This is a genomic window from Actinomadura madurae, assembly GCF_900115095.1.
Taxonomy (GTDB): domain Bacteria; phylum Actinomycetota; class Actinomycetes; order Streptosporangiales; family Streptosporangiaceae; genus Spirillospora; species Spirillospora madurae.
Window position 1 is genome coordinate 104151 of the sequence record NZ_FOVH01000009.1, and the last position, 20528, is coordinate 124678.

Genomic DNA, 20528 nt, shown 5'->3' on the forward strand with positions numbered 1-20528 from the left:
GGAGGGTCTTTGATGATCATGTCGGGTCTCCGATCCGAGGTCCGCGGGCGCCGCGGGCCGGTGCGGCCGGACCCGCGCCGGCACTGAGGAGCACCCGAATCCGGGTGATGTGATCGTGCGGCGTCATCGGCGCCGGGCCTGTCCGGGCCCCCGAAGGAGACCAAGTAGTGGGAACCAGGGGGACGCAGGCCTGGTCGCCGGCATCGAGAACCCCTCGCTCGCCGCCGAGTCTACGCTCTTCAGGTCCGGTCTGACGGCAGGGCGCTGGCGATGCAGTCCAGCACGCGGTCCAGGCCGTAGCGGAACTGCTCCTCGGTGGTCATGTGGGGCAGGCGCGCGTCCACGACGATGCGCTTGAACATCGGGTACCGGCCGCTGTCGAGGAGCTTCCTGACGTAGGGAGCGCTCTCCAGCATCCAGTGCTCCGGGGTCATGCCGCGCTCGCTCTCCCGTCTCCAGGCGATCTCGCCGCGGACGGCGCGCTCGACATAGCCGTTCAGCATTTCGAGCAGGGTGAGCATGTCGTCGATGGGGATGCCGACGTCGAGGGCGCCGAACGCGAACTCCATCAGCCGCAGCCGGTTCGGGCCGAACGTGGCGCGCGGGCGGACCAGTCCGGCGAGCCAGGGGTGGCGCAGGCCCACCGCGCGGGTGTTCTCGGCGATCAGCGTCAGGTCGGCGCGCCAGTCGCCGCTCGGGCGGTCGGGGACGTCCATCTCCAGCGCGGCGTGGTCGACCATCAGGTCGATCAGGTCGTCGCGGGACGGGACGTAGCGGTACAGCGACATCGCGCCGGTGCCGAGCTCGGCCGCGATCCGGCGCATCGACGCCGCCTCCAGGCCCTCGGCGTCGGCGATGCGGATCGCCGCCTCGGTGATCTGGGCGCGGCTGTAGGCGGGGCGCGGTCCCCGGCCCTGCCGTTCGGGGATCGACCAGATTCCGCCGGACCGCTCGCCGCCTGCCACCTGACCTCCTCGCCGTCCGCCTCCGAGCATCCTAGTTGCGTACATCGTACCCAGTTGTTTACCGTAGCTGCGTACGCCGTACTCAGAAGGAGGGATCGTGACGGACGAACCGATCGTGGTGGCCGAGGCGCTGCGCAAGCGCTTCGGGGACACCCGGGCCCTGGACGGCCTCGACCTGGCCGTCCCCGCCGGAACGGTCTGCGGGGTCCTCGGCCCCAACGGCGCCGGCAAGACCACCGCCGTGCGGATCCTCGCGACGCTGTCGGACGCCGACTCCGGGCGTGCCCGCATCGCCGGGTTCGACGTCGCCCGCCGGCCCGACCAGGTCCGCGCCCGCATCGGGCTGGCCGGGCAGTACGCGGCCGTGGACGAGAAGCTGACCGGGCGCGGCAACCTGCGCATGTTCGGCCGCCTCTACCACCTGCCGCGCCGCGAGGCGCACCGCCGCGCGGACGAGCTGCTGGAGCGGTTCGGGCTGATGGAGGCCGCCGACCGGCAGGTGGCGGGGTACTCCGGCGGGATGCGCCGCCGCCTCGACCTGGTCACCAGCCTGATCCTGCGCCCGCAGGTGCTGTTCCTGGACGAGCCCACCACCGGCCTCGACCCGCGCAGCCGCGGCGAGATCTGGGACGCGATCCGGGGCCTCGTGGCGGACGGCACCACCGTCCTGCTCACCACGCAGTACCTGGACGAGGCCGACCAGCTCGCCGACGACATCGCCGTGATCGACCACGGCCGCGTCATCGCCACCGGCACGCCCGACGAGCTGAAGGCCTCGATCGGCGACCGCCTCGACGTCGTCCTGGCCGACCCGGGGATGGCCGGCGCGGCCGCCGAGCTGCTGCACACCCTCGCCGGCGCGTACCCCACGCTGGACGGCGACCGCCTCTCGGTGCCGCTGCCGCCGGGGAGCGTGCGGCTCGCCGACGTCGTCCGCGACCTCGACCGCGCCGGCGTCGCCGTCGGGGACGTCGCGCTGCGCCGCCCCACTCTCGACGAGGTGTTCCTGCGCCTCACCGGAAGCGGCGCCGACACCCCCGAACGTGAGAAGGAGACCGTCCGATGACCGCCCTCACCGCCCCCGCGTCGCCGTCCGGACGGCTGCGCTGGGCGCTCGCCGACGGGCTCACCCTCATCGGCCGCGAGATCAGCCGCATCCGCCAGGAACCCGGCGAGCTGGTCGCCGCGCTGATCTTCCCGGCGGTGATGGTGGTGCTGTTCGGGTACGTGTTCGGCAGCGCCATCTCCGTGCCCGGCGGCGGCAACTACCGCGAGTACCTGATGCCGGGCCTGTTCGCGATGGTCACCTTCACCGCGACCATCGCGGTCACCATGCGGGTCGCCACCGACGCCTCGCGCGGCGTCATGGACCGGTTCCGCTCCATGCCGATGGCGCGCTCGGCCGTCCCGTTCGGGCAGACCGGCGCCGAGATCCTCAACGGGATCCTCGGCATGGTCATCATGGCCGTCGCCGGGCTCGTCGTCGGCTGGCGCGCCCACAACGGGGTCTGGCAGACCGCCGAGGCGTTCCTGCTGCTGGCGCTGATGCGGTACGCGCTGAGCTGGGCCGGCTGCTACCTGGGCCTGGTGGTGAAGAACGAGCAGACCGCCGACCAGCTGATTCCGCTGGTGTTCCCGGTGACCATGCTGTCCAACTCGTTCGTCCCCACCGGCGGCATGCCGAAGCCGCTGCAGGTCATCGCCGACTGGAATCCCGTCAGCGCCCTCACCGCCGCCTGCCGGGAGCTGTTCGGCAACCCCGGCGTGTCCACCGGGGACGCGGCGTGGCCGGTCGCCCATCCCGTCGCCGCGACCATCGGCTGGTCGCTGGTCCTGTTGGCGCTGTTCGTCCCGCTGTCGGTGCGGACGTACCGGCGCCGCGGGCGCTGAGGGCCCCCGGCCCGCGGACGGACCCGCGGGCCGGGGACCCCGGTGGTCAGACGCCGAACGGCGCCGGATACCCGACCGTCCCGGACGGCACCGGGCCCGGCCCGTCCAGCACCAGCGCCATCAGCGCCTCGTCCGGCACCTGGAACGGCGCCGTGACGCCCAGGCCCGATGCGCGGACGAACCCGAACCGCGGGTAGTACTCCGGATGCCCGAGCACCACGACCAGCCGTTCGGCGCCGGCCGCCGCCCGCCCGGCCGCGGCGTCGAGCCCGGCCCGGACGGCGGCGGCACCCGCGCCCCGCCGCTGGAACTCCGGCAGCACGGCCACCGGCGCCAGCGCCAGCGCGGCCTCGCCGCCGACCGTGCACCGCGTGAGCAGCGCATGGCCGGCGACGCGCCCGTCCGGGGTCTCGGCGACCACCGACAGTCCCGGCACCCACGCGGCGTCCTCGCGCAGCGCGTCCACCAGGTCGGCCTCCTGGACGGTCGGGAACGCCGCGGCGACCACCGCGCGGATCGCGTCGGCGTCGCGTGCCGTCTCCGGCCTCGTCGTCCACCTCATCGGTTCCGCCCCCGCTCCCGGTACATCTGCCGCTGCCAGCGGCTGATCGCCTTGCGCTGGTTCTCCCGCTCGGCGCGCAGCCGCTCGTCGGTGCGCGACGCGGCCCACGCGTTCTCGCGCAGGAGCCTGCGGTAGCTGTCGAAGCGGCGGCGCGGCAGCGTCCCGTCCTCGACCGCGGCCAGGACGGCGCAGCCCGGCTCGGTGCGGTGGGCGCAGTCGCCGAACCGGCACGCGGCGGCCAGCTCCTCGACGTCGGCGAACGTCCGCTCCAGCCCGCCGGACGCCTCGAACAGCCCGACGCCGCGCAGGCCGGGGGTGTCGATGAGGACGCCGCCGCCGGGCAGCGGCAGCAGCTCGCGCCGCACCGTGGTGTGCCGGCCCTTGCCGTCGGTCTCCCGGACGGCCCCGGTCGCCAGGACCTCGCCGCCCAGCAGGGCGTTGCCGAGCGTGGACTTGCCCGCGCCCGACGGCCCGACCAGCACCACCGTCCCGGCGAGGACGGCCCGGACGGCGTCGACGCCGTCCCCGGTCGTGGCGCTGCACGCCACGACGTCCACGCCCGGCGCGGCGGCGGAGACCTCGATCTCCGCCTCGGCGGCGCCAGCGGCCTGGTCGGACTTGGTGAGGACGACCACCGGCCGCGCCCCGCTCTCCCAGGCCAGGGCGAGCAGCCGCTCGACCCGTCCGAGGTCGAGGCGGGTGGCGAGGGAGACGGCGATCGCGACGGTGTCGACGTTGGCGGCGAGCACCTGGCCGCGCGAGTCGCGGGACGCCGACGACCGGACGATCGCGGTGCGGCGCGGCAGGAGCGCCGCGACGGCGGGCCGCCCGTCCGGTCCGGACGGGTCCAGGGCCGCCCAGTCGCCGGTGCACGGCGCCGCGAGCGGATCGTCGACGGCGGCCGGGCCCGTGGAGGCCCGGACGGGGCCGTCCTCGGTGACCACGTCGCACAGGCCGCGGTCGACGGCGGCCACGCGGCCCGGCGTCAGGCCCGCGGCGCGATGAGAGGTGAACTCGTTCTCCAGGGTGTCGTCCCAGCCATAGGCGGCCAGACGGGACGAACCCGTGAACATTGAAGACAACGGAATGGAACCCTTACGTGAAGGGGCCCCGGCGTGGACGTGCCGCGGATGCGTGAGCGCGGAGGTCAGCCGGCGGCCAAGGGAAGAAGGACTGGCTGAGTGCTGCGGGCAGCAACCACCGCGGCGACGGCCATACGTCCTCACCTCCCTTTCGGTTCCGGGCGCGACTCTACCGCCCCCGCCCTGCCCGGCCAAGCGGATTACCGGGCCGAGCAAGCCATGGGTGTTCCCCCGCGCGGGGGAGGGGGATCGGCCACCGCGGGGAGGCGTGGGCCCGGCCGCCACGCGCACGATCGTGCTCATGGTCACCACGTTCACCGGCCGCGCGACCGGCAGAGGCCGCGCCCTCGGACACCGCCTGCCGGCCGTCGCGCTCGCCTGGGTCACCGCCTACGGGATCGTGCGCGTGTACTGGGCGTCCGGTCACCAGCCGGATGACCTGTCACCGGTCGGGGACGACCTCGTCGCGTTCACCGGGTGGGGAGGCGTCGCGTTGTGCGGTGCCGCCGCGGCCGTCCTGGCCGTGCTCGCGCTGCCGAGTGCGGACCGTCTCGGCCGCGTGCCCCGGCTGGCCGTGACGGCGACGGCCTGGGCGACCGCCCTGTGCCTTGTGGCCTCCGGCGCGCTGCTGCTGCTCGACGTGGTCGGCGGGATCCTTCCCGGGCTCGGCATCGGGTTCTACCCGCTCGGCGCGCTGTCGCGGATCGCGGTCGTCGGCGCCGGGATCATGACCGGCCTGTCCGCCCGTGCCTACACCGCCCGTGCCCGCACCGGATGCGCCGCCTGCGGACGTCCCGGCACGGCGCCCGGCCCCCTCGCCCGCACGCCCGCCTGGGCGTTCTGGGCCGCCTCCCTCGCGGTCGCCGGATGCGTCGCCCGCATCGCCGCGCAGGCCGCGGTGGGGTTCGGGGAGTCGCCGATGTCGAGCGGCCCGTCGGTGGTCCTCTTCGAGGCCGGGTTCGTGCTGGGCGGGAGCCTGCTGCCGCTCGCCCTCGTCCACTCCTTCGGGCGGGTGTGGCCGCGCTGGGTCCCCGGTCTGGCCGGACGGCGCGTCCCCCGCCGGCTGGTGCTGTGGCCCGGCGCGGCGATCTCCGGCGGCCTGGTCGTCTACTTCGGGCTGATGCTGCTGGAGATGTGCTGGGAGCGCCTCCACGGCCGCAACCCGTTCCCGCCCGAAGGGGGGCTCGACCTGCCGGAGGCGTTCTTCTGGGTGGCGGTCCCCGCCTACTTCGCGTGGGGCGCCGGCATGGCCGTCGCCGCCCGCGCCTACGCGCGCCGCACCCGCACCCCCTGCGCGTCCTGCGGGCGGTGACGGTCAAACCGGGGGAGTGACATGGTCAATCGGAAGTTATGGTGAGTATGGGCGGATCGCGATGAGGGGGCGTGACCGTGGAGGACAACGACGAACGGCCGGGCGGGCTCGCGGAGCGGGCCGGCAGGGCCGACCGGGCCGCCGCCGAGCGGCTTGAGGAGATCTGGGACGGGCTCGCCCCGGCCGCGGCGTCCGCCGCGCGCGCGGCCGTCTCCGCGGGCGAGCCCCTTCGCGACGCCGCCCGCGACACCGCCGCGCTCGCCGCCTCCCGCATCGTTGAGCGGCTGGCGGGGACGCCCGCGATGAAGGCCGTCGAGCAGGCCGCCCGGGACGCCGCCGTCAGGGTCGCCCGGGGCGCCGCCGAGCGCGCCGTCACCGAGGCCCGCGCCGCCGCGGCGGCCAACCCCGCCACCGCGGGCGCGGTCGAGGCCGCGACCGCCGCGATGGTCCTCGCCGAGCAGGCCGCCCGCCACCCCATGGCCGCCGCCGCGCGCCGCCTCGCCGCAACCAGCCCGCTCGCCCGCGCCGCCACGGCCACCGCCCTGGACGTCGCCGGGCGGACCGTCACCGCGACCGCGTCCCAGCCCGTCGTACAGGCCGCCACCAAGGCCGTCGTGGACGCCGCGGTGGACACGGTCGCCGACGCGGCGGTCGACGCCGCCATGACCGCGGGCCGCGACGTCGTCGCCCGCGTCGTCCGCGAGACCGCCGAGCAGGCCGCCCGCGACCTGGCCGCCGCGCTGCGCGACACCGCCGAGGACACCGGGGTCGCCGCCGAGCTGGCCCCGCTCACGGGCGCCGCCGCCGACCTGGCCGCGCGCGCCCGCCGGTCCGACGCCGCCCGCGGCGCCGGGGAGCTGCTGGCGGTCGCGGCGGGCAGCGCCGTCGCCCGCACGGCCCGCGACCTGGCCGTCCGTGCCGCGGCCCGCGCCGCCACCGCCGCCATCGAGGCCGTCCTGCGGGAGCTGCTGCGCGACGCGCTCAAGCTCGCCATGCAGGACACCCTGCGCGGCATCATCGTCGACGTCTCCCGCGACGTCGTCGTCGACGTCGCCAAGACCACCTGGGCCACCGCCACCCGCCCCGCCCCCGTCCCGGGCGGGGGCGCCGTCGTCGTCCAGGCGAGCGTGGAGAGCACCGACGTGTGGGCCGAGGTCACCGGCGAGACCGGAGCGCCCGGGGACCGGGCCTCCTGAACCGCCCCTCAGAAGATTCTGAGAGAACCATGAGAAAGGCCCTCCGGCGGTCAGGGCCCCCACCGGGGGTGCTTACCGTGAGTACATGGAGCTTGGCATGCGGGGGGCGCGGCCTGCGCGGATCCTGGTGGTCGACGACGAGCCCGCGGTGCGCGAGTCACTGTCCAGCAGCCTGGAGTTCGAGGGATACCGGGTCGCCGGCGCCGCCGACGGCGTCATGGCGCTCGACCAGGTCGAGAAGGAGGCCCCCGACCTGGTCGTCCTGGACGTCCTCATGCCGCGGATGGACGGCCTGACCACCTGCCGGCGGCTGCGCTCCCTCGGCGCCACCATGCCCGTGCTCATGCTGACCGCCCGCGACATGGTCGGCGACCGCGTCACCGGCCTGGACGCCGGCGCCGACGACTACCTCGCCAAGCCGTTCGAGCTGGACGAGCTGCTCGCCCGCGTCCGCGCCCTGCTGCGCCGCGCCGCCATGAACACGGCCGCCGCCGGCGACGGCGAAGGCGAGGACGTCCTCGCCTTCGACGACCTGCGCATGGACACCCTCACCCGCGAGGTCACCCGCGCCGGCAGGCCGGTCGAGCTGACCCGCACCGAGTACATGCTGCTGGAGATGTTCCTCGCCCACCCCCGCCAGGTCCTCACCCGCGAGCAGATTCTGGAGACCGTCTGGGGCTTCGACTTCGAGCCCGCCTCCAACTCTCTGGACGTCTACGTGATGTACCTGCGGCGCAAGACCGAGGCGGGTGGGCTGCCGCGGCTCGTGCACACCGTCCGCGGCGTCGGGTACGTGCTGCGGACGGCGGCGTCCCCGTGACCACCCGGGCGCCGGTCACGCGGCGGCTGACGCTGCGCGCCCGGATGGCGCTGCTGACCGCCGCCGCGGTCGCGCTGGCCGTGGCCGCCTGCGCCACCGCCGGGTGGCTCCTGACCCGCAACCAGCTGTACCGCGAGCTCGACCGCCGCCTCGGCGCCGTGTCCGGCGGCCCGCCCGGCGAGCGGGCCGGGCCGTTCCGCGAGCCGCGGCTGCCCCGCGGGGTGCAGGCCGAGGCCGCCCTCGGCGTCTGCGCCTCCGGCCCGACCGGCAGCCCCGGGCAGACGCTGCCGCCGGGCCCGTTCGAGATCCTCCAGCTGGTCGACGCCGAGGGGCGGCGCTGCACGGTACCCGGCGCGGGCGCCCTGGCGGTCACCGCCGAGGACGCCGAGGTCGCCCGCGGCGAGCGCGAGTACGTCTACCACGACGGGAGCGGCGTCACCGCCGCCGGCGCCGAGGACGACGTCCGCATCCTCACCCGCTCCTTCCTGACCCGCGACGGCACCCCCGCGGCCGTGTCCTACGCGATCTCCCTGGACGAGGTCGACGGTCCCCTGGGCAACCTCGCGCTGCTGCTGACCGCGGTCACCGCCCTCGGCGTCCTGGCGTCCGCCGGGGCCGGCCTCATGATCGCCCGAGCGGCGCTGCGTCCGGTGGACGAGCTGACCGGCGCCGTCGAGCACATCGCCCGCACCGAGGACCTCGGCACCCGCATCCCGGAGGAGGGCACCGACGAGATCGCGCGGCTCAGCCGCTCCTTCAACAGCATGACCGCCGCGCTCGCCGCGTCCCGGGGGCGGCAGCAGCAGCTCATCGCCGACGCCGGGCACGAGCTGCGGACCCCGCTGACCAGCCTGCGCACCAACATCGATCTGCTGCTGCGCTCGGAGGCGACCGGCCGCGACCTGCCGCGGGCCGCCCGCCGCAACCTGCTCGTCAGCGTCAAGGCGCAGATGCGGGAGCTGTCCAGCCTGGTGGGGGACCTGCTCGAACTCGCCCGCCCCGCCGATGCCGAGCCCGTGCACGAATCTGTCGCGCTCCACGACGTCGTGGCCCGCGCGGTCGACCGCGCCCGGCTCCGCGGCCCCGGCCTCGACATCGAGGCCGACACCGAACCGTGGCACGTGCTCGGCGACCCGGCGTCCCTGGAACGCGCCATCGTCAACCTGCTGGACAACGCCGTCAAGTTCAGCCCGCCCGGGGGGACCGTCGCCGTCCGGCTCAAGTCCGGTGAGCTGACCGTCCGCGACCACGGCCCCGGCATCCCCGCCGAGGACCTCCCGCATGTGTTCGAGCGGTTCTGGCGGTCCCCGTCCGCGCGCAGCCTGCCCGGGTCCGGGCTCGGGCTGTCCATCGTCGCGCGGGTCGTCGCCGAGTGCGGCGGCCGCGTCGCCCTGGAACCCGCCCCCGGCGGCGGCGTCCTGGCCCGCGTCCGGCTGCCCGGAACCTCCGCCCCCGCCGACTGACGGCCGCCCGGCGCCTTTCTCATGCGGCGTTAATGGACGGCTCACGGCCCTCCCACGCCCGCCGCCGAACCTCGGTCACATGAGTCACCTTGCCACCGAACGGGGCACGCCCGCCGCGCCGCCTCCGCCCCCGCACGGCCACGGGGGACGGGGACGGCTCGTCGAGGTGGTGGTCCCCGTCCACAACGAGGAGCGCGTCATCGCCGCGAGCGTGGAGCGCCTGCACGCCTACCTGGCCGGCACGTTCCCCTACCCGTTCCGCATCACCGTCGCCGACAACGCCAGCACCGACGCCACCTGGCGGATCGCCGAGGAGCTGGCGGCGCTGCACCCCCGCGTCCAGGCCGTCCGGCTGGAGGCCAAGGGACGCGGCCGGGCGCTGCGGCACGTGTGGGGGACCAGCGACGCCGACGTCGTCGCCTACATGGACGCCGACCTGTCCACCGACCTGGACGCGTTCCTGCCGCTCGTCGCGCCGCTCATCTCCGGGCACAGCGACCTGGCCATCGGCTCCCGCCTCACCCGCGGCTCGGCAGTCGTGCGCGGCCCCCGCCGCGAGGTCATCTCCCGCTGCTACAACCTGCTCCTGCGCACCGCGCTCGCCGCCCGCTTCACCGACGCGCAGTGCGGCTTCAAGGCCGCCCGGACCGAGATCGTCCAGGCGCTGCTGCCCTCGGTCGAGGACGAGGAATGGTTCTTCGACACCGAGCTGTTGCTGCTCGCCGAACGCAACGGGCTGCGCATCCACGAGGTCCCCGTCGACTGGGTCGACGACCCCGACAGCCGCGTGGACGTCCTGCGCACCGCCCGCGACGACCTGCGCGGCATGGCGCGCGTCGCCCGCCGCATGCTCACCGGCGCGTTCCGCGCCCCCGTCGGCGGGCGGCCCGGCCCCGCCGCCGCGCTCCCGGACGGGATGGCCCGGCAGCTGCCCGCCTTCGCCGTCATCGGCGTTCTCAGCACCCTGGCGCAGCTAGTGCTGTTCGTCCTGCTGCGCCTGGTCATGGGGCCGCTGGCGGCGAACGCGCTCTCCCTGGTGATCACCACGATCGGGAACACCGCCGCCAACCGGCGCTTCACCTTCGGCGTCACCGGCACCCGCCGGGCGTTCCGGCAGCAGCTCGAAGGGGGGCTGGCGTTCCTGCTCGGCCTGGCCCTCAGCACCGGCGGCCTGGCCGTGCTGCACGCCGCGGCGCCCGGCGCGTCCCGGGCCGTGGAGGTCGCCGCGCTCGTCACCGCCAACGCCGCCGCGACCCTGGTGCGGTTCCTGCTGATGCGCGCCTGGATCTTCCACCCGCGCCGCCTCGGCGGGCGCCCCGCCGGCGGGGACCCGGTCCCGGCGGCCGAGGAGACCGGAGGGACCCTCCGATGACCTCGACGATGGCGCCGCCCGGCTCCGCGGCACGGTCCGCCGCGCGGGGAGACCGCGTCCGGCGCGTGCTCCTCGGTCGCGACGGCGACCCGCGCTGGGCCAGGCCCGCGCTCTGGATCATCCTCGCCGCCGCGTGCGTGCTGTACACCTGGGGGCTGTCGAAGGCGGGATACGCCAACTCCTACTACTCGGCCGCGGTCAAGAGCGGCACCCAGAGCTGGAAGGCGTTCTTCTTCGGTGCCCTGGACGCCGGCTCCTTCATCACCGTCGACAAGCCGCCCATGGCCCTGTGGGTGATGGGCCTGTCCGCGCGGGTCCTCGGATTCTCCACGTGGAGCCTGCTGCTTCCGCAGGTCGCCGAGGGCGTCGCCGCCGTCGCCGTCCTGTACGCCACGGTGCGGCGCGCCTTCGGGCACGCCGCCGCGGTCATCGCCGCGGCCGTGCTCGCCCTCACCCCGATCACCGTCGCGATCAACCGCGACAACAATCCCGACACGCTGCTGGTCCTGCTGATGGTGGCCGCCGCGTGGGCCTGCGGGCGGGCCATCGACACCGGACGGCCGCGGTTCCTGCTGCTCGCGGCGTTCTTCGTCGGCTGCGGCTTCAACACCAAGATGCTGCAGGCGTTCCTCGTCGTCCCGGCCCTGGGCCTGGCCTATCTGGTGGCGGCCCGGCCGGGCCTGGTGCGGCGCGTCGTGCACCTGCTCGCCGCCGGCGCCGTCCTGGCCGTGTCGTCGTTCTGGTGGATGCTGGTCGTGGACGCCGTCCCCGCCAGCTCGCGCCCTTACGTCGGCGGCAGCACCGACGGCACCGCCTGGGACCTGGTCATCGGGTACAACGGGCTCGGCCGCGTCTTCGGCGATAACGGCGGACCGGGCGGACGCGGCGGCCCCGGAGGCGGAGGCGGTGGCGGGTTCGGCGGCCAGTCGGGCGCCGGGCGGCTGTTCAACGACATCCTCGGCGGCCAGATCTCCTGGCTGATCCCGTTCGCCGTTCTCGCGCTCGCCGCCGGGCTGATCCTGCTGCGGCGCCGTCCCCGCACCGACACCGCACGGGCCGCGCTCCTGCTGTGGGGCGGATGGCTCGCCGTCCACTACGTCGTCTTCAGCTTCGCTGAGGGCATCTTCCACCCCTATTACGCGACCGCCATGGCTCCCGCGATCGGCGCGCTCACCGGCGCCGGGGCCGTCCTGCTGTTCGGGGCGCACCGGCGGTCGGCCGCATGGGCGTGGGTGCTGCCCGCGGGCGTCGCCGTCACCGGCGCGTGGGCGTTCGTGCTGCTGGACCGCACACCGTCCTGGCATCCGTGGCTGCGATGGGCCGTCGCCACCGCCACCGTCCTGGCGGTGCTCGGCCTGCTCGCGGGACGGTTCGGCGGCCGCGCCGGGACGCGCGCCGCCGTCGCCGGGCTCGCTCTCGCGGTGGCCGCCGGGCTCGCGGGACCGGGCGCCTACGCCGTCTCGGCCGCGTCGGCCGTGACCAACGGCACCAACCCGCTGGCCGGACCGTCCTCGGGGAGCGGCCCCGGCGGCCCCGGGCGGGGCGGGTCTCCCGGCGTGCCTGGCGGGCAGGCGCCCGGCGGTCTCCGGCCGCCAGGGCAGCCGTCCGGTCAGAACGGGCCGCCCTCGGACGGGCGCGGTCAGCGCCCCGGGGGCTTCCGCGGCGGGCCCGGCGGGCAGGTGGACGCGGGGATGATCTCCTACCTGGAGAGGAACCAGGGCGGCGCCGGCTGGCTCGTCGCGGTCTCCAGCGCCCAGGAGGCGTCCTCGATGATTCTGCGGACCGGGCGCCCGGTCATCGCGATGGGCGGCTTCACCGGCAGGGACCCGGCCATGACCGTCGCCAAGCTCCAGCGGTACGTCGAGGAGGGCGAGATCCGCTACATCCTGCTCGGCGGACGCATGGGGCCCGAGGGCCGCGACGCCGATGTCACCGCCTGGGTCGAGCGGAACGGGACCCTCGTCGACGCGAGCGAGTACGGCGGCACGTCGTCCGGCACGTCGTCCAGCGCCCAGCTGTACAGGCTCGGCTGACCGCAGGGAGACGACATGACCTCCACGATCCACGACGCCCCGCCCACGCCGAGCGCCCCGCGAGGGTGGGGCGGCCTCCCGCGCCGGCTGCTGCGAGGCCCCGCCGCCGATCCCGCCTGGGCCCGGCCCGCGCTCCTGGCGCTGCTGACCGTGACCGGCGTCCTGTACGTCTGGGGGCTCGGCGCGTCCGGCTGGGCCAACGCGTACTACTCCGCGGCCGTCCAGGCCGGCGCCACCGGCTGGAAGGCGTTCTTCTTCGGCTCGTCCGACGCCGCGAACGCCATCACCGTCGACAAGGCGCCCGGTGCGCTGTGGCCGATGGCGCTGGCGGCGCGCGCCTTCGGCGTCAACTCCTGGAGCATCCTCGTCCCGCAGGCGCTCATGGGCGTCGCGACCGTGGGCGTCCTGTACGCGGCGGTCCGGCGCCGGTTCCCCGCCTGGGCGGCCCTGCTCGCCGGCGCGGCGCTGGCGCTGACGCCGGTGGCGGCGCTGATGTTCCGCTTCAACAACCCGGACGCGCTGCTGGTGCTCCTGCTCACGCTCGGCGCCTATGCGCTGCTCCGGGCACAGGAGACAGCGAGCACCCGCTGGCTGGTGCTCGCCGCGGCCTGCGTGGGGACGGGGTTCCTGGCGAAGATGATGCAGGCGTTCCTGGTCGTCCCGGTGTTCGCGCTGGTGTACCTGGTGACCGCGCCCGCGCCCGTCCGGCGGCGGCTGTGGCAGCTGATCGCCGCCGGAGGCGCGCTGCTGGTGTCGGCCGGGTGGTGGGTCGCGGTCGTCGCACTGGTGCCGGCCTCGTCCCGTCCCCATGTCGGCGGGTCGCAGCACGACTCCGTGCTGGAGCTGGCGCTCGGCTACAACGGTCTCGGACGCCTCAACGGCGACGAGACCGGCGGCCTCGGCAACCTGAACCAGGACGCCGGGTGGGGCCGCATGTTCGGCACCGTGATCGGCGGCCAGATCTCCTGGCTGCTGCCCGCCGCGCTCGTCCTGCTGGTCGCGGGGCTGTGGGCGACCCGGCGCGCGCCGCGCACCGACCCGGCCCGTGCCGCGCTGGCGCTGTGGGGCGGGTGGCTGCTGCTCACCGCCGCGGTCTTCAGCTGGATGCAGGGGATCTTCCACGAGTACTACACGGTCGCGCTGGCGCCCGCGATCGCCGCGCTCACCGGCATGGGCGCCGCGCTGCTGTGGGAACGGCGCCGCACGCCCGAGGCCGCCGCGATCCTGTCGGCGACCGTCGCGGTCACGGCCGTGTGGGCCTACGTGCTGCTCGGACGCTCCCCGGACTGGCACCCCTGGTTCGCGCCCGTGGTCGCCGCCGCCGGGCTCATCGCGGCAGCCGGACTCGCCGCCGTGCGGCTGCTTCCCGGGCGGCTCCTCGGCGGGGTCGTCATCCTCGCGGTCCTGTCCTGCCTTGCCGGGCCCGCCGCGTACGCGGCCGAGACGGTCCGGACGCCGCACACCGGCGCCATCGTGACCGCCGGCCCGGCGACGTCCGGCGGCTTCGGACCGGGTCGCCGCGGTCCGGGCGGCGGATTTCGCGGTCCGGCCGGCAGGCCGCCCCAGGGCTTCGGCCCGGGCGCGGGGATGCCCGGTGGCCCCCGGGGCGGCGGCCCCAATGCAGGACGGCCGGCCGGGGGCGGTCCGGGCGGGCTCCTGGACGCCGGGACCCCGAGTGCCGCGGTGGTGTCCGCGCTCAAGGCAGGTGCGGCCTCCTACACCTGGGTCGCGGCGGCCGTCGGGTCGAACACCGCCGCCGGCCACCAGCTCGCCACCGGCGAGCCGGTGATGGCGGTCGGCGGCTTCAACGGCACCGATCCGGCGCCGACCCTTGCCGAGTTCCAGCGCCTCGTCCGGCTGGGGAAGATCCACTACTTCGTCGCGGGCGGAGGGCGCGGCGGCCCCATGAGGGGCGGCGGCAGCGGCAGCGACGCCGCGCAGAGGATCAGCGAGTGGGTCGCCGCCGGCTTCCCCGCCACGACCGTCGACGGCACCGTCCTTTACGACCTGTCGTCCGGCATCGGGTGACCGGGCGGGCCGCGGTGGGAAGGGAGAAGGTCATCAGCGCCCACGACCAGGGAGTGACCCGATGGCCGACACGCTCGACGACGCCGCGGTCGCCGACCGCCTGCGCGACCTGCCCGCCTGGAGCCGGGACGGCGACGAGATCCGCCGGCGGGTGAAGGCGCCCTCGTTCCTGGCCGGGATCGACGTGGTCACCGACGTCGCCCGCGCCGCCGAGGACGCCGACCACCATCCCGACATCGACATCCGCTGGCGCACCCTGACGTTCGCGCTGACCACCCACAGCGCGGGCGGCCTCACCGGCAAGGACTTCGACCTCGCCGCCACGATCGACGAGATCGCGGCCCGGCACGGCGCGGAGTAGCGCGCCGTGGCCGTCCAGGTGGCGGTGTGCGGGCCGGGCGAGTGCACCGAACGGGAATGGGACCACGCCTACGAGACCGGCCGGATCCTCGCCGAGCACGGGGCCGTGGTCGTCTGCGGCGGCCACGGCGGCGTGATGGCCGCCGTGGCCGCCGGCGCCCGCACCGCCGGCGGGACGGTGGTCGGCGTGCTGCCCGCCGCCGACCGCGCCGCCGCCGGGCCGGACCTGACCGTCGCGGTCCCCACCGGCCTCGGCCAGGCCCGCAACAACGTCATCGTCAACGCCGCCGACGCGCTCATCGCCGTCGGCGGATCGTGGGGGACGCTGTCGGAGATCGCCCTGGCCATGCGCGCCGGCCGGATCCCCGTGGTGCAGCTCGGCGGATGGCGCGTCCACGACGAGGACGGGCGGCCCGCGGGCGGCATCGTGCACGCCGCCGACCCGGCCGCCGCCGTCGAGGCCACCGGCCTGTTCGGCCGGACGGCCCGGGGCGCGGACGCGGGCTAGTGGGCGGAGAAGCCGCCGTCCACGAAGATCGACTGGCCGGTGACGTAGGCCGCCGACGGTGACGCCAGGAACACCGCGGCGCCGGCGAAGTCATCGGCCATCCCGTTGCGGCCGACCATCGTCCGCTCGGCGAGCGCGCTCACCATCGCCGGATCAGACGACAGGCGGGCGTTGAGCGGCGTCATGACGAACCCCGGCACGAGGGTGTTGGCGGTGACGCCGCGGCTCGACCACGCCTCGGCCTGCGACCGGGCCAGCGCGACCAGGCCCGACTTGGAGACCCCGTAGGCGCCGCTGGTGACCGACGCCCGGAACGCCTGCTGCGAGGCGATGTGGATGAGCCGCCCGAACCCGCGCTCGGCCATGCCGGGGCCGAACCGCTGGCCGAGCAGGAACGGCGCGTCCAGGTTCACCGCCATCGTGGCGTCCCACACGTCGGTGCCGAGCTCGTCCATCGGCGGGCGCAGGTTGATCCCGGCCGCGTTGACCAGGATGTCCGGCTCGCCGAACGCCGCGGCGGCGTCCTCGGCCGCCCGCGCGACCGCGTCCCGTGACCCGAGGTCCGCGCTGACGGACGCGGCGCGGCAGCCGTAGGCCTCCAGGTCCTGGACGGTCGCGGCCAGCTCGGCCTCCCGCCGCGCGACGACCACGACGGACGCGCCCGCCCGCGCCAGGGCCTCGGCGATGGCCCGGCCGATCCCGGAGGTGCCGCCCGTCACCACCGCGACCCTGCCCTCCAGCGAGAACAGCTCCGACAAGTACGAGGCGGTGGACGGCCGATCGCTCATGATCGCAGAGTCTACGCAGCGCCGGGATCGTCCGGCGGTGGCCCCGGCGGTGGGTCGTCGCCGCGGCGGCGGTCCCGCCACACCACGAACACGATCACCGCGACGACGATGAACGTCGGCACGAAGAACGGCACCGCGGTGATGATCGGATGGGACGCCAGCGTCCCTTCCGCGACCGTCATGCGCCCGCCTTCGCACGCTCTCCGGACGCGGCGGGGGCGGCCGGCTCGGGGAGCCGCCGCGCGATCCGCGACACGCCCCAGCCGAGCGACAGCACCAGACCCAGCGTGCACAGCAGCACGACCGCCGAGCAGGCCGCCCACAGCCAGCCGGGCACGTCGGTCTTGAGCTCCCTTTGCAGGACGGTCCGCTCGCCCTGCAGGTCCCGGGTGAAGCGCTGCGGGGCGGGCAGTTCCCGCGCGCCGATCGCCGGGTCCTCGGGCATGTAGACGGGGACGCCGGCCAGCGTCCGGCCGTCGTGGACGCGGATCAGCGTCTTCCAGTCGCCGTGCAGCGGCATCGGACCGCTCGTCCGGTAGACGCCGTCGCGTTCCTTCACCAGGTGGGCGACGTGCAGGCCCTGCCCCTGCCAGCCGGTGACGGTGACCCAGGCCGGGCCGTCGATCGCGTCCGCGGGCGCGAACTCGATACGCGCCCCGGCCGTGCGGTGCGCGGCGTCGCCCCGCACATCGGTGAGCGTGACCGTGGCGGTCCGGTCGGGCGGGACGGAGATGATCAGCCCGTTCGCCACCGCCGCGGCCACCGCCAGGATCGCCCCCGCCAGGATCCCGCGCGCCACCGCCGGACGCGGCGTCCGACCTTCCAGGCCCTCGGCCAGCAGCGCCCCGCACAGCCCGCCCGCGACGCCGCCCACGACGGCCATGGCCATGCCCTCGGCGAGGATGTCGGGCGTCCATGGCAGCCGGAACGCGATCTGGGAGAAGGCGTACTCGCCGCCGAACCCGGCGGTGCCGATCAGCACGCCCGACACCGCGCCCAGGGCCAGCGGGCGCCGCGCCAGCAGCAGCGCCGCCGCCTCCACGCACAGCGCCTCGGCGAAGTACAGCGGCACCGCCGCCCACAGCTCCCCGATCGCCCCGCCGACCAGGACCGAGACCCCGCCGCGCACCAGCATGTAGAACGCGACGGCGAACACCGCGCCGCCGCGTCCCGCCCACAGCCGCACCGCGACCAGCGCGCAGCCGGCCGCCAGCGCGATGAGCAGCGGCTGGTGGACGAGCCGGAACTGCGGCACCCCGAAGTCGTACTCGGCCTGGAACACCGACAGCCCGATCAGCAGGCCGCCCCCGTGCATGCAGCGCCGCACGTACCGCACCCAGCCGGACGGCTGCTCCAGGTCCGCGCCGGCGCGGCGGCCCTCCCGCTCCAGGATCATCATCGCGACCAGCGACAGCCCGGCCCCGCCGATCAGCATCAGGTGCGTCGGGCCCCACAGCGTCACGTCCTGGCCGAAGATGCGGTGCCACACGTCGTCGAGCGGGAAGCCGAGCAGCGCGTAGAAGCCGGCGCCGGCCAGGAGCACGCCGCCCGCCGGGGCGTGCCAGTCCCGGGTGATCCGCACGGACGCGGCGCCCGGACGCTCGCCCTTCGGCAGCACCACGGCCAGCACGCCGGCGGTGAAGATGCCGAACAGCCCGATCAGGATCGGGTAGTGGGCGATGTTGGCGAGGGGCCCCTCGTCCCGGCCGTGGGAGATGTGCAGGGAGATGTCCCAGTACATTCCGAGCAGCGCGGTGAGCAGGGACACCATGGCGACCGGGGTCGGCAGCGCCGCCCAGCCGGGCGTGCCGCGGCCCGGACCCCGCGCGGCCGCCTCCGCCAGGCGCGCCAGGAGCGTGACCCGGCCGGTGCGGTGGCCCCAGCCGAGCACCAGCAGCACCGCGGTCAGGACGGTGGCGCCGCCGGAGGCGATGAGGATCTGGTCGAGTGCCGCACCGCCCGCGGGTTTGGCGGGCGCCCCCGCGGCGAAAGGCACCGCGAACGCCGCCTCCATGCCCGTGAGGTGATCCAACACCGCTCCTCCCTCGCCGAGCGAACCCGGACAGAACGGGGGCGAACACCCCCGCATGGAGTATGTCACTTTCCAATGTGTCATTGTCTAGTGTCACAATGTGTGGTGTGGGACACCGGGACGGAAGGGGCACGATGAGGCTGCGGACGCGGGCGAGGTCGATCGCGGGGGCGGTCGTGGCCGCGGCGGCACTGGCGACGGCCGCCGGCTGCGGGGAGCCCGCGCCGTCCAGATCGTCCAGCACCGGATCGTCCAGCGCCCCGGCCACCGGGCCGGGCGGTGGTCCGTCGGCGTCCGCGCCGTCCGCGATCCGCATCAGCGCCACGGTGACCGGCGGGAAGGTGCGCACCGCGCACCGCCGGGTGAAGGTGCCGCGCGGCGCCACCGTCGAGATCACCGTCACCAGCGACACCGCCGACGAGTTCCACCTGCACGGCTACGACCGCGAGCTGGAGCTCCCGGCCGGGCGCCCCGCCACCCTGCGGTTCACCGCCGTCACCCCGGGGGTGTTCGAAGCCGAGCTGCACCATTCCGGGGCCCGCGTCTTCGAACTGCAGGTCGGGTGACCCGTGCACGTCCTCGCCCACGGGCTCGGCGGCCGGACCGACCTGCCCCTGGACGCCGTCGCCGCCATCGTGGGCGGCGGCGCCGCCGTGGCCGCCTCGTTCCTGGCGCTCACGGCGGCGTGGAGACGTCCCCGCCTTCACCCGGCGGCCGGGCGCCCGCTGCCCGCCGCCCTCGCCCGTGCGTTGGACGCGCCGGCTCTCACCGTCTCCGGCCGTGCTATCGCGCTCGCCGCGGCCGCCTTCGTCGTCACGGTCGCGTTCGCCGGACCGCCCTCGGAGGCCGCGAACCTCGCGCCCTGGGCGCTGTTCGTGACGTTCTGGGTCGGTCTCGTGCCCGCCAGCGTCCTGCTCGGCCCCGTCTGGCGGCGCGTCAACCCGCTGCGGACGCTGCACGCCGCCCTGTGCCGCCTCACCCGGACCCCGCCGTCGGGGCGCCGCGCGCTCCCGGCCCGGCTCGGGTACTGGCCCGCGGCGGTGTGGCTCGCCGGGTTCGTATGGCTGGAGCTGGTGGCCCCGCACCGCTCCGACCCGCGCGTCGTCGGGACCCTCGTCGTCGCCTACGCGTCCGTCAATCTGGCGCTGGCCTGGTGGTTCGGCCGCGACTGGTTCGCCCGCGGGGACGGGTTCGAGGCCTACTCCAGCCTGCTCGCCCGGCTCTGCCCGGTCGGGCGGCGCGGCGACGGGACGCTCGTCCTGCGCACGCCGCTCACCGGGCTCATGAACGGCGCCGCCGAGCCCGGCCTCACCGCGACGGCGTGCGTGCTGATCGGCTCCACCGGGTTCGACGGCATCACGCGCACCACCTACTGGCGCGACACCGTCGACCCCTCCAGCGTCCCCGCCGGAACGCTAGGACTCGCCGCCGCGATCGCCGCCGTCACCGGCCTGTACGTCGCGGCGCTGCGGCTCAGCGCCCGGCTGACCGGCCAGGACCCGGCCGCCCTCCCCGGACGGTTCGCCGCGACCCTGCTCCCCATCGCGCTCGGCTACACCGTCGCGCACTACTTCTCCTTCCTCGTCCTCGAAGGGCAGACCACGTTCATCCTTGCCAGCGACCCGTTCGGGACGGGCCTGAACCTCCTCGGCTCCACCGGCAACCGCGTCGACCACGACCTCGCCGGCCCCACCCTGACCGCGCAGGTCCAGGTCAACGCCATCGTCCTCGGGCACATCGCCGGGACGATCGCCGCGCACGACCTCGCCCTGCGCGGCCCCGGCGCGACCGCGCGCGGGCAGCTCCCGATCGCCGCCGTCATGGTCACGCTCACCTGCGCCGGGCTGTTCGCCCTGCTGAGCGGCTGACCGCTTGCGGCGCTCCACCTCCTTGGCCGCGACGCCCACCGCGACGAGGATCGGCACCGCGTACTTCGCCGCCGCCAGGATCGCGCCCACCCACGGCGGAACGGACACGTCCGGCAGGTCGGGCCACGGAGCGTCGGGCCAGGGGATGTCCGGCCACGGGATCGACGGCGGATCGAGGTCGGGGAACCGGACGTCGGGCCACGGGACCCAGTCCAGCAGCACCTTGACCAGCGCGCCCAGCCCGAGCAG

General features: G+C 75.5%; 19 protein-coding genes. 13 read left to right on the top strand and 6 right to left on the bottom strand.

All coding sequences use genetic code 11. The annotated features are described in order from the left end of the window. Positions 1–239 precede the first annotated feature (239 nt). Positions 240–965, bottom strand: coding sequence for a TetR/AcrR family transcriptional regulator (locus BM339_RS24495; RefSeq protein WP_021594812.1), 726 nt, complete (start codon positions 963–965; stop codon positions 240–242). A gap of 97 nt (positions 966–1062) precedes the next feature. Between BM339_RS24495 and BM339_RS24500 the strand changes: the two genes are divergently transcribed. Next, positions 1063–2031 carry an ATP-binding cassette domain-containing protein gene (locus BM339_RS24500; RefSeq protein WP_021594813.1) on the top strand — a complete coding sequence of 323 codons (969 nt, stop codon included), beginning with the start codon at positions 1063–1065 and terminating at the stop codon, positions 2029–2031. Beyond that, the gene (locus BM339_RS24505; protein ID WP_021594814.1) at positions 2028–2855 is read left to right on the top strand and encodes an ABC transporter permease; all 828 of its coding nucleotides are present in this window, start codon (positions 2028–2030) and stop codon (positions 2853–2855) included. The genes BM339_RS24500 and BM339_RS24505 overlap by 4 nt, the downstream gene beginning before the upstream one ends. Before the next feature lie 46 nt (positions 2856–2901). On the opposite strand, the gene BM339_RS24510 is transcribed toward BM339_RS24505, so the two are convergent. Together BM339_RS24510 and rsgA are read right to left on the bottom strand one after the other, a co-directional pair. Next, a complete protein-coding gene (locus BM339_RS24510) occupies positions 2902–3417 on the bottom strand; it encodes a GNAT family N-acetyltransferase (protein WP_075022343.1) in 516 nt (171 codons plus the stop codon). Beyond that, positions 3414–4490 (bottom strand): ribosome small subunit-dependent GTPase A, encoded by a 1077-nt coding sequence (gene rsgA, locus BM339_RS24515; RefSeq protein WP_075022344.1) that lies wholly within the window; start codon positions 4488–4490, stop codon positions 3414–3416. Before rsgA ends, BM339_RS24510 begins: the two co-directional genes overlap by 4 nt. Before the next feature lie 310 nt (positions 4491–4800). Between rsgA and BM339_RS24520 the strand changes: the two genes are divergently transcribed. From BM339_RS24520 to BM339_RS24560, 9 genes are all read left to right on the top strand, one after another. Next, a complete protein-coding gene (locus tag BM339_RS24520; RefSeq protein WP_143118582.1) occupies positions 4801–5811 on the top strand; it encodes a hypothetical protein in 1011 nt (336 codons plus the stop codon). A 71-nt stretch (positions 5812–5882) separates the two neighbouring features. Continuing rightward, positions 5883–7007 carry a hypothetical protein gene (locus BM339_RS48870; RefSeq protein WP_075022345.1) on the top strand — a complete coding sequence of 375 codons (1125 nt, stop codon included), beginning with the start codon at positions 5883–5885 and terminating at the stop codon, positions 7005–7007. Between the two features lie 85 nt (positions 7008–7092). Next, positions 7093–7827 carry a response regulator transcription factor gene (locus BM339_RS24530; RefSeq protein ID WP_075022346.1) on the top strand — a complete coding sequence of 245 codons (735 nt, stop codon included), beginning with the start codon at positions 7093–7095 and terminating at the stop codon, positions 7825–7827. Next, positions 7824–9290, top strand: coding sequence for a sensor histidine kinase (locus BM339_RS24535; protein WP_256255440.1), 1467 nt, complete (start codon positions 7824–7826; stop codon positions 9288–9290). The genes BM339_RS24530 and BM339_RS24535 overlap by 4 nt, the downstream gene beginning before the upstream one ends. 79 nt (positions 9291–9369) lie before the next feature. Beyond that, on the top strand, positions 9370–10662 hold the full coding sequence (locus BM339_RS24540; RefSeq protein ID WP_075022347.1) for a bifunctional glycosyltransferase family 2/GtrA family protein: 1293 nt from the start codon (positions 9370–9372) through the stop codon (positions 10660–10662). Further along, positions 10659–12695 carry a glycosyltransferase family 39 protein gene (locus BM339_RS24545; RefSeq protein WP_083597874.1) on the top strand — a complete coding sequence of 679 codons (2037 nt, stop codon included), beginning with the start codon at positions 10659–10661 and terminating at the stop codon, positions 12693–12695. Before BM339_RS24540 ends, BM339_RS24545 begins: the two co-directional genes overlap by 4 nt. Positions 12696–12710: 15 nt before the next feature. Beyond that, a complete protein-coding gene (locus BM339_RS52345) occupies positions 12711–14723 on the top strand; it encodes an ArnT family glycosyltransferase (protein ID WP_075022348.1) in 2013 nt (670 codons plus the stop codon). Between the two features lie 61 nt (positions 14724–14784). Next, positions 14785–15084, top strand: coding sequence for a 4a-hydroxytetrahydrobiopterin dehydratase (locus BM339_RS24555; protein WP_021599133.1), 300 nt, complete (start codon positions 14785–14787; stop codon positions 15082–15084). 6 nt (positions 15085–15090) lie between these two features. After that, positions 15091–15591: a TIGR00725 family protein gene (locus tag BM339_RS24560; protein ID WP_024936232.1), complete on the top strand. Its 501-nt coding sequence runs from the start codon at positions 15091–15093 to the stop codon at positions 15589–15591. On the opposite strand, the gene BM339_RS24565 is transcribed toward BM339_RS24560, so the two are convergent. The 3 genes from BM339_RS24565 to BM339_RS24570 are packed head-to-tail and all read right to left on the bottom strand — an operon-like array spanning position 15588 to position 18411. Next, entirely contained in the window at positions 15588–16379 is a 792-nt protein-coding gene (locus BM339_RS24565; RefSeq protein WP_021600185.1) for an SDR family NAD(P)-dependent oxidoreductase, read from the bottom strand. The genes BM339_RS24560 and BM339_RS24565 overlap by 4 nt on opposite strands. A gap of 11 nt (positions 16380–16390) precedes the next feature. Then, the gene (locus BM339_RS50060; RefSeq protein ID WP_177287769.1) at positions 16391–16561 is read right to left on the bottom strand and encodes a hypothetical protein; all 171 of its coding nucleotides are present in this window, start codon (positions 16559–16561) and stop codon (positions 16391–16393) included. Further along, positions 16558–18411: a hypothetical protein gene (locus BM339_RS24570; RefSeq protein WP_256255441.1), complete on the bottom strand. Its 1854-nt coding sequence runs from the start codon at positions 18409–18411 to the stop codon at positions 16558–16560. Before BM339_RS24570 ends, BM339_RS50060 begins: the two co-directional genes overlap by 4 nt. Before the next feature lie 134 nt (positions 18412–18545). On the opposite strand from BM339_RS24570, the gene BM339_RS48875 reads away from it, so the two are divergent. Together BM339_RS48875 and BM339_RS24580 are read left to right on the top strand one after the other, a co-directional pair. Further along, positions 18546–18977: a cupredoxin domain-containing protein gene (locus BM339_RS48875; protein ID WP_075022350.1), complete on the top strand. Its 432-nt coding sequence runs from the start codon at positions 18546–18548 to the stop codon at positions 18975–18977. 3 nt (positions 18978–18980) lie between these two features. Further along, complete coding sequence (locus BM339_RS24580; RefSeq protein WP_075022351.1) at positions 18981–20279, top strand: hypothetical protein; 1299 nt, start codon at positions 18981–18983, stop codon at positions 20277–20279. Positions 20280–20528 lie beyond the last annotated feature (249 nt).

Excerpts from the sequence above, each read along its gene's own strand:
- BM339_RS24505 (WP_021594814.1), top strand. The coding sequence starts at position 2,028 with ATGACCGCCCTCACCGCCCCCGCGTCGCCGTCCGGACGGCTGCGCTGG.
- BM339_RS24510 (WP_075022343.1), bottom strand. The coding sequence starts at position 3,417 with ATGAGGTGGACGACGAGGCCGGAGACGGCACGCGACGCCGACGCGATC.
- rsgA (WP_075022344.1), bottom strand. The coding sequence starts at position 4,490 with ATGTTCACGGGTTCGTCCCGTCTGGCCGCCTATGGCTGGGACGACACC.
- BM339_RS24520 (WP_143118582.1), top strand. The coding sequence starts at position 4,801 with ATGGTCACCACGTTCACCGGCCGCGCGACCGGCAGAGGCCGCGCCCTC.
- BM339_RS24530 (WP_075022346.1), top strand. The coding sequence starts at position 7,093 with ATGGAGCTTGGCATGCGGGGGGCGCGGCCTGCGCGGATCCTGGTGGTC.
- BM339_RS24540 (WP_075022347.1), top strand. The coding sequence starts at position 9,370 with ATGAGTCACCTTGCCACCGAACGGGGCACGCCCGCCGCGCCGCCTCCG.
- BM339_RS24545 (WP_083597874.1), top strand. The coding sequence starts at position 10,659 with ATGACCTCGACGATGGCGCCGCCCGGCTCCGCGGCACGGTCCGCCGCG.
- BM339_RS52345 (WP_075022348.1), top strand. The coding sequence starts at position 12,711 with ATGACCTCCACGATCCACGACGCCCCGCCCACGCCGAGCGCCCCGCGA.
- BM339_RS24555 (WP_021599133.1), top strand. The coding sequence starts at position 14,785 with ATGGCCGACACGCTCGACGACGCCGCGGTCGCCGACCGCCTGCGCGAC.
- BM339_RS24565 (WP_021600185.1), bottom strand. The coding sequence starts at position 16,379 with ATGAGCGATCGGCCGTCCACCGCCTCGTACTTGTCGGAGCTGTTCTCG.
- BM339_RS50060 (WP_177287769.1), bottom strand. The coding sequence starts at position 16,561 with ATGACGGTCGCGGAAGGGACGCTGGCGTCCCATCCGATCATCACCGCG.
- BM339_RS48875 (WP_075022350.1), top strand. The coding sequence starts at position 18,546 with ATGAGGCTGCGGACGCGGGCGAGGTCGATCGCGGGGGCGGTCGTGGCC.